14 protein-coding genes are annotated in these 10,676 nt (G+C 60.3%); 11 read left to right on the forward strand and 3 right to left on the reverse strand.

Translation table 11 applies throughout. From position 1 onward, the window contains the following. The first annotated feature begins 206 nt into the window (after positions 1-206). The 8 genes from ccsA (at position 207) to ABWU19_RS13105 (ending at position 6,225) form a co-directional block, all read left to right on the forward strand. Positions 207-899: a cytochrome c biogenesis protein CcsA gene (ccsA, locus tag ABWU19_RS13070; protein WP_435902109.1), complete on the forward strand. Its 693-nt coding sequence runs from the start codon at positions 207-209 to the stop codon at positions 897-899. 1 nt (position 900) lies between these two features. After that, entirely contained in the window at positions 901-1,023 is a 123-nt protein-coding gene (locus ABWU19_RS13075; RefSeq protein ID WP_314134220.1) for a hypothetical protein, read from the forward strand. Between the two features lie 7 nt (positions 1,024-1,030). Beyond that, the gene (ccmE, locus tag ABWU19_RS13080) at positions 1,031-1,462 is read left to right on the forward strand and encodes a cytochrome c maturation protein CcmE (protein WP_435902110.1); all 432 of its coding nucleotides are present in this window, start codon (positions 1,031-1,033) and stop codon (positions 1,460-1,462) included. Positions 1,463-1,478: 16 nt separating this feature from the next. Then, positions 1,479-3,470, forward strand: a complete 1,992-nt coding sequence (locus tag ABWU19_RS13085; RefSeq protein WP_435902111.1) for a heme lyase CcmF/NrfE family subunit — start codon at positions 1,479-1,481, stop codon at positions 3,468-3,470. A gap of 84 nt (positions 3,471-3,554) precedes the next feature. Further along, a complete protein-coding gene (locus tag ABWU19_RS13090) occupies positions 3,555-4,022 on the forward strand; it encodes a TlpA family protein disulfide reductase (RefSeq protein WP_435902120.1) in 468 nt (155 codons plus the stop codon). Further along, complete coding sequence (locus ABWU19_RS13095; RefSeq protein ID WP_435902112.1) at positions 4,019-4,510, forward strand: cytochrome c-type biogenesis protein; 492 nt, start codon at positions 4,019-4,021, stop codon at positions 4,508-4,510. Before ABWU19_RS13090 ends, ABWU19_RS13095 begins: the two co-directional genes overlap by 4 nt. Next, on the forward strand, positions 4,507-5,496 hold the full coding sequence (locus ABWU19_RS13100; protein WP_435902113.1) for a c-type cytochrome: 990 nt from the start codon (positions 4,507-4,509) through the stop codon (positions 5,494-5,496). The genes ABWU19_RS13095 and ABWU19_RS13100 overlap by 4 nt, the downstream gene beginning before the upstream one ends. 141 nt (positions 5,497-5,637) lie before the next feature. Continuing rightward, the gene (locus ABWU19_RS13105) at positions 5,638-6,225 is read left to right on the forward strand and encodes a Rieske 2Fe-2S domain-containing protein (protein WP_435902114.1); all 588 of its coding nucleotides are present in this window, start codon (positions 5,638-5,640) and stop codon (positions 6,223-6,225) included. Here ABWU19_RS13105 and tyrS read toward each other — a convergent pair. After that, on the reverse strand, positions 6,222-7,505 hold the full coding sequence (gene tyrS / locus ABWU19_RS13110) for a tyrosine--tRNA ligase (protein WP_435902115.1): 1,284 nt from the start codon (positions 7,503-7,505) through the stop codon (positions 6,222-6,224). The two genes, ABWU19_RS13105 and tyrS, sit on opposite strands and share 4 nt — an antisense overlap. A 454-nt stretch (positions 7,506-7,959) precedes the next feature. On the opposite strand from tyrS, the gene ABWU19_RS13115 reads away from it, so the two are divergent. The 3 genes from ABWU19_RS13115 to ABWU19_RS13125 all read left to right on the forward strand — a co-directional run bounded on the left by ABWU19_RS13115 (position 7,960) and on the right by ABWU19_RS13125 (position 8,842). Next, positions 7,960-8,343, forward strand: a complete 384-nt coding sequence (locus tag ABWU19_RS13115; protein WP_435902116.1) for a hypothetical protein — start codon at positions 7,960-7,962, stop codon at positions 8,341-8,343. A 115-nt stretch (positions 8,344-8,458) separates the two neighbouring features. Then, entirely contained in the window at positions 8,459-8,752 is a 294-nt protein-coding gene (rpsT, locus tag ABWU19_RS13120) for a 30S ribosomal protein S20 (RefSeq protein WP_435902117.1), read from the forward strand. A gap of 9 nt (positions 8,753-8,761) precedes the next feature. Beyond that, the gene (locus ABWU19_RS13125; protein WP_084495969.1) at positions 8,762-8,842 is read left to right on the forward strand and encodes a 30S ribosomal protein THX; all 81 of its coding nucleotides are present in this window, start codon (positions 8,762-8,764) and stop codon (positions 8,840-8,842) included. 294 nt (positions 8,843-9,136) lie between these two features. Here the strand turns inward: ABWU19_RS13125 and ABWU19_RS13130 are convergent, their stop codons facing one another. After that, complete coding sequence (locus ABWU19_RS13130) at positions 9,137-9,844, reverse strand: CHAD domain-containing protein (protein WP_435902118.1); 708 nt, start codon at positions 9,842-9,844, stop codon at positions 9,137-9,139. A gap of 126 nt (positions 9,845-9,970) precedes the next feature. Beyond that, positions 9,971-10,525, reverse strand: coding sequence for a DUF177 domain-containing protein (locus ABWU19_RS13135; protein WP_435902119.1), 555 nt, complete (start codon positions 10,523-10,525; stop codon positions 9,971-9,973). Between the last annotated feature and the right edge of the window lie 151 nt (positions 10,526-10,676).

A 10,676-nucleotide genomic window follows, 5' to 3' on the forward strand; every position in this document is an offset into this window, starting at 1 on the left:
TCATAGTGGCCTTAGTTTTTGCTTTCTAGCTCGGAATGTCTAGGTGGCAACTTGAGTTACCAGAGGTAAAGTGCGCTACAAGGTGGCCTCGGAGGGCAATCTGGAACAACCCACGAATGCCCTTAGACCGGATAGATGTAACGTGGTTTACGCAACTTAATCTGTTTCAGGTCAGAATACATATGAAGATAGAGGAGAGGACTCGAATGCAGCTAACACACTCCAATCAAACCAACCGCCTGGATGGCCTGACCCTGGGCATCCTGGGCCTGGGTGTGGTGGGCGCGGTGGTGGGGTTTGTCATGGCCATGGGTTCGCCCCCCGACCAGAGCCAGGGCTATGTGGCCCGAATCTTTCACTTGCACGTCCCGATGGCCTGGATGGCCTATCTGGCCAGTTTTGCCGCGCTGGGCTACTCGGTGGCCTATCTGGTGCGGCGCCAGGCCCACCACGACCGTGTGGCGGCGGCAGCGGTGGAGGTGGGCCTTATCTTCATGGCCCTGGCGCTGCTCACCGGGATGCTCTGGGCCCGGCCCACCTGGGGGGTGTACTGGGACTGGGAGCCCCGCCTGACCACCACGGCCATTTTGTTTGCCATCTATGTGGGGTATGTGGTGGTGCGGGGTGCCATCGAAGACCCTGAGCTGCGGGCCAAGGCCGCCGCGGGGGTGGCGATACTGGGCTCCATTAACGTGCCCATCAGCTACATGTCGGTCAGGTGGTGGCGTAGCCTGCACCAGACCCAGTCCATTGACCTTACCACCGGGAAAATCAATGTGGATGCGGCCATCCTGATTCCCATGCTGGTCAACCTGGCGGCTTTTACCCTGCTGTTTATTGGGCTGGTGCGGCTGCGCGGCATTATTGCCGCCCGCGAAGCCGCCAAAGAGGAGGCCTGAGATGCCCGATAACCCCCTGTGGAACCCGGCCAACCCCTTTGTGGTCTGGACTTTTACCCTGGTGTACGCTTTGGTGTTTGGCTACCTGGGCTACCTGTTGTGGCGTTACCAAAAGAACCGCTGAGGTGCACATGAAACCGAAATATATAGTTGGACTGGCGGTGGTGGCTCTAGCCCTGGCCTACCTGATTTTTGGAGGCCTGGGCCAGAACCTGGTCTACTTCATCACCCCCAGCGAATACTTTCAGCAAGCAGAGCGCTACCAGAACCGTGCGGTGCGTCTGGGGGGCTTGGTGAAGGAAGGCTCGCTTTCCTACAACCCCCAGACCCTCGAGCTGCGCTTTGTGGTAACCGACGGGGTCAAGGAGATTCCCATCCGCTCCTCAGGCACAACCCCTCCGGCCCTCTTTGGTGAGAACCGAGGCGTGGTGGTGGAGGGCAGGTTTGAAGGCGAAACCTTTGTAAGCCAGAATCTCCTGGTGAAGCACTCCGAAACCTACCAGGCCCCTAAGGAGGGCTGGACGCCCGAGCAGGTGCGCAAGCTCATCGAGGAGACCCAGTGATGGGCGGGAGGTTTGCTTGACACCGGGACTTTTGGGTGGCGTATCCCTTGTTGCCGCCCTCATCCTGTCGGTGCTGGGCCTGGTGCTGGCAACCCTGGCCTACACCCTGCGGGACGGGCGCTACCTCGAGGCCGCCAAGCGCCTCTCGGCCCTTAGTTTGCTGGCCGCAGTGGTTAGTTTTGGGGCGCTCGAGTGGGCCATCCTGACCAACGACTTTAGCGTCTCGTATGTGGCCAACCACAGCTCGGCCAGCAACCCCCTGTGGGTCAAGCTGGTCACGCCCTGGGCTGCGCTGGAAGGCTCCATATTGCTGTGGGCCATGCTCCAGACGGCTTACACCTGGCTGGTCAGCCTGCGGGCGGGCCATAGCCTGGATGTCTGGCGGGCGCCGGTGGCGCTGGGCACGCTGTTTGCTGTACAGGTTTTTTTCTTTGCAGTAATGGTCTTTGTGGCCCACCCCTTCGATGCCGTACCCAATCCGCCTCCCGACGGCCAGGGCACCAACCCCCTGCTGCAAAACCACTGGATGATGGCGGTGCACCCGGTCTTGATGTACCTGGGTTTTGTGGGGCTGTCGGTGCCTTTTGCCTACGCGGTGGCTGCTATGGTGGCCCGGCGCTACCAGAGCTGGATTTTCGAGACCCGCTGGTGGACGCTGGTGGCCTGGGGCTTCCTGACGGCTGCCATTTTCACCGGAAAGTGGTGGAGCTACGAGATTCTGGGCTGGGGGGGCTACTGGGCCTGGGATCCAGTCGAGAACGCCTCCATCATCCCCTGGCTGCTGGCTACGGCCTTCCTTCACACCGCCCAGGTGCAAGAGCGCAAGGGCCTTTTCAAGGGCTGGAATTTTGCTTTCGTTACCCTGGCCTTTGCGGCTACGGTGTTTGGCACCTTCCTCACCCGTTCGGGGGTCATTCAGTCGGTGCATGCTTTTGCCAGCGGGCCGGTGGGGGCCTGGTTCTTGCTGTTCTTGCTGGGCGTGATGGCCGTGGGACTGGGCTTGCTGGCCCGGGTTTCTTCCGAGATACGCGAGGCTGGTGAGCTGCGCTGGAGCAGCCGCGAAGGGGCCTTGCTGGCCGGTGCTTTGCTCTTTGGCACCTTTGCTTTTGTGGTGGTGCTGGGCACGTTGTGGCCGCTGGTGGTGGAGGCTGTGAGTGGGGCCAAAGTCTCGGTAGGGGCGCCCTTCTTCAACCAGGTCTCGGTCCCGCTGGGTATCTTTATGCTGCTCTTGATGGGCATTGGCCCGGTTTTGCCCTGGCGCAACTCCAGCGCCCAGGTTTTGCGTAACCTGACGGCGATGCTCATCGCGCTGGGCGTGGGAACCCTGCTGGGCTTGCTGCTGGGCCTGAGCGTAGGGGTCTCGCTGGCAATAGGGCTTTTTGCCTACAACCTGACCGCCATCTGGCTGATGGTGGCCCAGGGGGTGCGGGAGCGGGCTGACGCACTGGGCATCTCACCGGTGCAGGCCCTGGTAGAACTTGCGGGTAGCCACAAGCGCCGTTTTGGCTCGCACATCGTGCACTTTGGGGTGGCCCTGGTCGCGCTGACCATTGCCTTTAGCCAGACCTACCGGGTTACCGAGCAAAAGACCCTTCAGGTAGGGGAGACCTGGCAGACTCGAGGCCTGGAGGTTCGCCTGCTTCCCCTCGAGGTTCGGGAAGAGCCCAACCGCTTTGCTGCCATTGCGCCCATAGAGGTGCGTTCGACCAGCCGGGAGGGCTGGGGTGCGGACGGGCGTTATCAGACCCGACTCAACTTCTACCCGCAGATGGGCTCGCCACTGGCCACACCGGTGGTCAAATACTCGCTCTACAACGACTACTACTTTGTTTTGATGCAGTTTGACCAGGAAAAAGGGCAGTGGGCTACCCTCAAGATTATCGTTACGCCCATGGTATGGTGGCTGTGGGTGGCGGGTTTGATTATTGTTCTGGGGACACTGTATATCCTCTGGCCTGGTGGGGCCAGGGCAACCAGTCAACAGATGTCCCCCACGGCAGGAGATTAATGCAAGTGTTAACACAAGAGGTGTGTGGTGCTTAGGTTCTGGCCAATTTGGGTGCTGTTGCTGGGAGGGCTGTTTTACTGGGGTATGCAGCGCCCCAATCCCAACGAGCTTAAGTCGGTGTTGAAGGGCAAGCCGGCGCCCACCTTCAGCTTGCCGCTGCTCGAGCCTTACCGGGCCCAGTATGGGGCGGAAATGGGCATTAAGCAGGGCCTAAATAAGCCGGTTTTCCTTAACATCTGGGCCAGCTGGTGCGTTCCCTGCCGCACCGAGGCCCCGCTGCTGGAGCGCTACCACCAGCGCTACAAAGACCAGGTATTGTTTTTGGGGGTCAACGTACAGGACAAAGAAAGCGAGGCCCTTAAGTTTATTCAGCAGTACGGGCTGAGCTTTCCCAGTGTTTACGATGAGCGCGGGCGCATAGGCATCGAGTATGGTTACTACGGCGTGCCCGAGACCTTTGTCATCGACCGCAACGGCATTGTGCTGGACCGCCACACCGGCGAGCTGAGCGAGGCCCAGTTGCAGGACTACTTGAGGAAGGTGTTGCCATGAGGCCCTGGGGTAAAAGCGCGGTGATCGGGCCCTTGCTGGTCATTGGCTGCTGGCTGCTGGCCTTTGTGCTGGCCCAGCCTACCCCCAACACCCCGCCCCCCGACTTCTCTCCCAGGGTTTTCGAGATTGCCCGCGAGCTGCGCTGTCCGGTTTGCCAGGGCGAGTCGGCGGCGGAGTCCAACGCTGGCATTGCGGTGGAGATGCGCCGCATCATTGCCGAGCAGCTGGCCCAGGGCAAGTCGGAGGCCGAGATACGGGCGTTTTTTGTTGAGCGCTATGGCGACTGGATTCTATACGAGCCCCCAGCCCGGGGCCTGACCCTTTGGGTCTGGCTTTCGCCGCTCTTGGGGCTGGGCCTGCTGGGTTTTGGTTTGTGGCGCTACCTGACCCGGGTCGGGGCCCAGGCCAAAGCGCCCGTTGCTGATGTTTCCGACGAAGAAATCGCCCGGCTCGAGGCCGAGCTGCAACCCCCTGAGCGACAACCATGATAATTGCCTACCTTCTACTTGCTTTGTTGTTTGTGCTGGCTCTGGTTTATGCCCTGGGGCCGCTGCGCACCCAGGCCCAGCCCTTTCCCGAAAGCCCGCGCCCACAGGAGCTCAGGGCCGAGCTCGAGGTGCTCAAATCGCTGGCCCGGGAAGCTGAGGGCGACGAGCGCAAATGCCTGCTGGCCCAGGCCGTGCGGCTCGAGCGCCAGCTGGCCGAGCTGGGCCAGGAAAACCCCATCCCGCGCCGCCTGAGCCCGGTTACGCTGGGGGCCATAACCCTGAGCCTGGTGGCCCTGGGGGTGGGTCTTTGGGCCTACACGGTGCCGCGGCTGCCGGGCGAGACCATCATTACCAGCCGCAACGAGGCCCGCGAACTGGGCAACCTACAACGCCGGGCCGAGCAAAGCGGAAAGGTGGCCGACTGGCTGGCCTATGCCAACAAAGCCTACGACCTGCAGGATTTCGAGCGGGCGGTGCAGGGCTATCTGAAGGTGATCGAGCTCGAGCCCCGCAACGCCAATGCCGTACGTCGGATTGGCATCCTGCTGTTTATGAGCGGAAGGCCCGAGGAGGGGGCGCAGGCCCTCGAGCTGGCGGTGCGGGCCGAGCCCGATGTGCCCGAGGGCTGGTTGTTTCTGGGCAACGCTTATTTTCAACTGGGCCGTTCTGCCGAGGCCGTTGTGGCCTGGGAGGGCTATCTGAAGGCCGGCGGGGAAGCCAGAGCACAGGTGCAGAACCTTATTCAAACAGCCAAAAGCCAGCTAAACGCCACCTCCAGGGGACAACAGGTGTATCTGGGCAAGTGCGCGGCCTGCCACGGGGCCCAGGCCCAGGGGGGTTCCGGCCCCCGCTTGCAGGGCAACCCCATCAACAAGGTGCCAGAAGCGGTACGGGAGATTATCCTCAAGGGCCGGGGCCAGATGCCGGCGGTTGCCCTGAGCGACGAGGAGATGCAGGCTTTGCTGCAATACCTGGGAGGATTGTAGGCTCTTGGAACTACTCCCTGCCTGATCTACGGTGTTTGGAGCGCTCTTTACAAAGATAGAGTTGCTGTTTTGTCCTGCACAGCACTGTGGCCTCCCGGGTGGGCGGCCACGCCTGTGAAGAGTGCGATAAGATAACCCCGTATGAACAAGCCCAATCCGCAAAACCTACGCCGCATTAATCGGCGAGATTTGCTGTGGATTGTTCCCAGCGCCATCACGGCAGGTTTTTTTGGCTGGCTGGCCTGGCGCACCTACTCCATCCACTTCACCAAAACCGGGGTGGCCGAACCCGTCTGGCGCGAGGGCCCACGGGTGCAGGCGGCTACCCTGGACGAACTGGCGGCACACTGGCACTTCAAATACTTTGACTACCAGTATGGCGGCAGCCCCCTCAAGGCGGTGGTGTTTCGGCTTTCGGAACCGGTGGTGGGGGGCCTGACGGTAGGGGAGGCCCACTTCCTGGCCCTGTCGCGCATCTGCACCCACCAGGGCTGTGTGGTCAATTATGTGGACAACCCCGAGCTGGGCTCCATTGCCTACAACTACCGCACCGACCATCCCTTCATGGGCTGCCCCTGTCACTTTGGCGCCTTTGAGCCCCTGCAAGGGGGTAAGGCCGTGTATGGTCCGCCCCGTTTTCCCCTGCCACGCTTGCGTCTGGAAGAGGAAAACGGGGTTATTTATGCAACGGGCTACGAGATTCCCTTTCGCCCCTTAGAGCAGGGCTAACCCGGTACAACCCGCACAAACTTATCCTTGCCGCGTTGCAGCACCATGGGTTTGTTGAGGGCAACCTCCAGTTTGGGGTCGGTGAGCACCTTACCATCCAGGCGTAAACCCTTTTGTTCAATCAAACGCCGCGCTTCGCCGTTGGAAATGGTCAGACCGGCCAGGGTAAAAAGCTTGACGATGGCAATCCTGCCTTCGTGCAGTGCGCTGGGGGGTAGCGCTACTTCGGGCATCTCGTCGGGGATGCCTCCGTGGGCAATTTCGTAGTAGCGGGCTTCGGCATGTTGCACCACCTGGGCGGTGCCTTCCTGATCGTGTCCGTGGGCATCCCAGGCATACCCCAGCGACTGATAGAAAGCCCTGTCCAGGCGGGGGGGAATTAGCGGCTGGGCGTAGGCCCCGGTGAGCAACCGAGCCAGTACCCGGTGGGCCCCTACAGGCCCGCCCTGCTCCAGCAGCTCTTTTATTTCTTCTGGGTTCAGGTCGGTGCAGAGCTCAAAGTAGGTTTGCAGGTACTGGTCTTCAACCTTCATCAATTTACGGAAGATGTCGCTGGGCTCTTCGGTGATGCCAATGTAGTTGTCGTAGCTTTTGGACATCTTCTGCCCGTCACCTCCGACCAGCAGCGGCATGATGAAGGCCACCTGCTTTTCCAGGCCATAGGCCTGCTGCACCTCGCGCCCGACCAGCAGGTTGAATTTCTGGTCGGTGCCGCCCATCTCCACATCACAGGCGATGGGCACCGAGTCGTACCCCTGGGCAAAGGGGTAAAGGAACTCGTGAATCGAGATGGGAATCCCGTCGGCGTAACGCTTTTTGAAGTCCTCGCGCTCGAGCATCTGAGCTACCGTGAGCAGTGAGGTGAGCTTAATGACCTCTTTGAAGCCCAGGTTTTCCAACCATTCCGAGTTGTAGCGCAGCTCGAAGCGCGAGGGGTCGTTGGTGATGAGAATTTTGCCTACCTGTTCCACGTAGCTTTTGGCATTGGCCCGGGTTTCCTCCAGGGTAAGGGGCGGGCGGGTTTTGCTGCGGCCTGAGGGGTCGCCAATCATGGCGGTGAAGTCGCCAATGATGATGACCACCTTGTGACCGAGTTCCTGAAACTGCCGCATTTTGCGCAACACCACCGCATGGCCAAAGTGAATGTCGGGCCGGGTGGGGTCGAGCCCCAGCTTGACCACCAGCTTTTTCCCCGACTGCAGTTTTTTGAGCAAGTCTTCCTGGGGGATGATTTCCACTGCCCCGATTCGCAGTAAGCCGAATGCTTCCTCCGCTGTCATGCTCCCAAGTATACCGATTTGAGCAGGGTATTTTAGAGAAGAGGGGGTGTGGGGGCTATAATCCCTCGGTTCTCGCCTCGCCACGGCGAGGCGACAAGGATACATGGACCCCCATGTCCGCCGGAGGCGGACATAGCATAGTGGGCGGCAAATGTGTGCTAACATCTCCTTGGGGACAGCGTTCCCCGTGCACCTTGAAACTTGGAGTAGGGGGTTCCATCGGGTAGTCCGATGGGTAAAACTCCGAACGAACACCCGTGGCAGAGCCAGAAGCATTGCGCTCGCCTGCCGATACGGAGTCAAGGTTTTTCTGGGCTCGGACGGAGCCTGCGGGGATGGGCGCTGCACTGGAAGCCCCGTGAGAACCGCGAAGCCCCGTTCTTCAGAATGGGGAGTCGTCACGCTTCTGGGAATTTTGGGCAAGGCAAATCCAGACTTGTCTTATACTTGAACTGTGCGAACGCTTCTATTTCTGGCTCTGATTGCAGGTGGTGTGTACTTTTATGCTGAGCGCTATGGCCTGGCGGTGGGTTATGCCCCTTTTACCCCGGTCTACTACTGGAACTACACCGGCGAGACCCGCAACCAGGTACGCGTGACGGGCATTCGGGCTTTTGTAAAAGTTATGGTAAGTGGCGAGTTGCGCCAAGGGAGCTTTGAAGTGGAGATTCGCCGTGCGGGCCAGAGCAGCCCTGGCCTGATTAAGCGTTACCAGGGCCGCTTTTCGGATGAAATTCGCTACCCTGCCGATGCCAACCTGTACGATGTTTATTTCCGCTTCAAGGATGCGCGCGGCCAGGTGCGTATGGACTGGGTTGCGGCCCGCAACGAGTTTTGAGGGTCTAGGCATGGGGGCTGGCCTTATGCTAGACTTGTGAGCGGTTTGCCTCGAGGCTGCTTTTTCGCCATTGGTGCGAACTCCGCAGCCCCCAATTTGGCAATATTGGAGAACTATGGCACAGAAAAAGACAGCACGTAACCCCTCGGCCATCAAGCGCCACCGGCAGTCGCTCAAGCGTCGTGCCCGCAACAAGTCCAAGATGTCGGCCATCAAGACCATCAGCAAGAAAGCGGTGACTCTGGCCAAAGAAGGCAATGCGGGCGAAGCGGTGCGGGTCATGCGCTATGCCGAAAGCCTGATTGACAAGGCCGCCAAAGGCTCTACCCTGCACAAGAACGCAGCCAGCCGGCGTAAGTCCCGCTTGATGAGCAAGGTAAACCAGCTTCTTAGCGGAGCTAAAGCCTAGGAGTATAGCATGGGCAAAGGTGACCGTCGTACCCGTCGTGGAAAAATCTTCCGTGGTTCCCACGGTAAATACCGTCCCCGCAAAAAGTAATACCTGTTAAGCCTGGCCGGAGGGCTTTCCTCCGGTTTTTTTGTGGCAGTTTTGCTGCCTGTCTGCCGTACTGTGGAGCAATGGCCGCCAAGGTCGCAATTTGAACTTTGTGAACCTGCCTGAGGCGGACGCCCGCGAATGTGCGGGTTGGGGTACTCTTCATAATCATTGAGCCGCTCACAACTTGAATTGCTGTGTCCTGCACAGCACGGCTGCCTCCCGGGGGGAAGGGCACGTCTGTGCAGAGCGCTCTAATTGCGCTGTATGGCGTGTAATCCAAACTGGGTACCGCCATCATCCCAGGTCAGCCTGGTGTGTGTGCCAGGCTGCTTGGGCTGCCTCGAGGGCTTCGGTCAACTGGGCCTCGAGCTGCCGCTTGTAGGCTGCAGGCACCTTGCCCCCTTCGGCCTCAAAGGCGGCCAAGTACCTCAAGGTAAAGCTTAGGTCGCCGACCTGCCCGAAAATCTCCTGGAGGGCCTTCACGGCCTGGCTGTCCAGCCCCAGCCACTCCCTGGCGTAGCGCAGGCGGCGCAGGGCCCGGCGCAAGGCATGCAGGCTTTCGATGCTGTCATGATTGCGCCATTCTTCAGCCTTGCGCTCGGCTTGATGAACAAAGCGTTTTAGCCGGTTCTGGGCCGATGCTTCGTCCAGCGGGGGCAGGTTGGAGAGGGCCTGAAGCAGCCCGGCCAGCCGAGGGCTATCCAGCAGCGGTGCGAAGGCGGCTCGAGCCTGTTCCAGTCTGGATGCGGCCCAGTTTCGGAAGGCTTTGGGCAGGTCGGGGTGCTGCAACAACACCTCCAGGTCGCGCACCTCACCCGCTGCACGCACCAGCCAGGCCAGGTCGTCCTCGAGTACCCGCATTCCGGCCAGCCGCAGCCACACCCGCAGCCGCCGTATGGCCACCCGTACCTGGTGAACGCCTTCGGGGTCGCGGCCCTCCTTGGCTACGGGCAGGTGCTTTACGAGGTGCTGGAGCCAGCGGTCTAAGGCAATGGCCGACATAAGACCAGCCTAACACTAAGGCCAGGCTGCCCATGTGGTGGATTGAGGCTGGTTTCTCCGGCGCAGTGCGGGCAGCCCTGCCAGCGGTTGCGCGCCTGGGTCTGCGCTCTCGTTACAGCGTGAGCATCAGTCTTTAATCTCGCCCAGCAACCTAGAAAGCTCGGCGGCCAGCTTGGTCTGGGTTTGAGGCAGGTGACCGCAGTCCACTTCGTTGAGGTTGGCCCCACAGACCGGACACAGGCCCTTGCAGTCTTCTTTGCAGAGGGTGGTGTAGGGCAGCTCGAGGGCAAAGGCTTCGCTCAGGATTGGCTCTAAGTCGAGGTCGGGATGACCAAAAAGCAGGATTTCTTCTTCGTCTTCCTCGATGGCCTCAGGGTGCTGCAGGCCCAACTGGTAGCGGAGCAAATACTGAAAATGGGCCCGTACAGGGGTGGGGGTAGGGGTCAGGCAGCGACGGCATTCCATGATGGCGTTGCCGGCAATCTCACCCGAAAGCCAGAACTCTAGCCCCCCCTCACCCTCTATCCTGGTGACCGTTGCCTTCCAGAGCGCTTTTCCTTGCAGGGGTATGCGCTCGTCATGCAGGGCAATGTAATCCTGGATCTCGTCCCTGGCGCTGGTGCTGCCGCCCTCGCGCATGAGCTGCGCGAGGTTGATGTTTTGTAAAGGTCGGTGTTTCATTTTTCCCAGTGCTTGCACAGTAAGCGTAGCTCTTTATGTTAGCGCCGAAATGACCTCAGGTCAATGGCCCCTGCGCGCAAGGGTGTGTCCTGAAAATAGGCAAACAGCCTAAACTGTGGGAATGAGCGAAATGCGGGAACGGATGCATCAG

It is taken from the genome of Meiothermus cerbereus (genome assembly GCF_051297115.1).
GTDB classification, from domain to species: Bacteria; Deinococcota; Deinococci; order Deinococcales; family Thermaceae; genus Meiothermus; species Meiothermus cerbereus_A.

Excerpts from the sequence above, each read along its gene's own strand:
- ccsA (WP_435902109.1), top strand. The coding sequence starts at position 207 with ATGCAGCTAACACACTCCAATCAAACCAACCGCCTGGATGGCCTGACC.
- ABWU19_RS13075 (WP_314134220.1), top strand. The coding sequence starts at position 901 with ATGCCCGATAACCCCCTGTGGAACCCGGCCAACCCCTTTGTGGTCTGG.
- ccmE (WP_435902110.1), top strand. The coding sequence starts at position 1,031 with ATGAAACCGAAATATATAGTTGGACTGGCGGTGGTGGCTCTAGCCCTG.
- ABWU19_RS13090 (WP_435902120.1), top strand. The coding sequence starts at position 3,555 with ATGCAGCGCCCCAATCCCAACGAGCTTAAGTCGGTGTTGAAGGGCAAG.
- ABWU19_RS13095 (WP_435902112.1), top strand. The coding sequence starts at position 4,019 with ATGAGGCCCTGGGGTAAAAGCGCGGTGATCGGGCCCTTGCTGGTCATT.
- ABWU19_RS13100 (WP_435902113.1), top strand. The coding sequence starts at position 4,507 with ATGATAATTGCCTACCTTCTACTTGCTTTGTTGTTTGTGCTGGCTCTG.
- ABWU19_RS13105 (WP_435902114.1), top strand. The coding sequence starts at position 5,638 with ATGAACAAGCCCAATCCGCAAAACCTACGCCGCATTAATCGGCGAGAT.
- tyrS (WP_435902115.1), bottom strand. The coding sequence starts at position 7,505 with ATGACAGCGGAGGAAGCATTCGGCTTACTGCGAATCGGGGCAGTGGAA.
- rpsT (WP_435902117.1), top strand. The coding sequence starts at position 8,459 with ATGGCACAGAAAAAGACAGCACGTAACCCCTCGGCCATCAAGCGCCAC.
- ABWU19_RS13125 (WP_084495969.1), top strand. The coding sequence starts at position 8,762 with ATGGGCAAAGGTGACCGTCGTACCCGTCGTGGAAAAATCTTCCGTGGT.
- ABWU19_RS13130 (WP_435902118.1), bottom strand. The coding sequence starts at position 9,844 with ATGTCGGCCATTGCCTTAGACCGCTGGCTCCAGCACCTCGTAAAGCAC.
- ABWU19_RS13135 (WP_435902119.1), bottom strand. The coding sequence starts at position 10,525 with ATGAAACACCGACCTTTACAAAACATCAACCTCGCGCAGCTCATGCGC.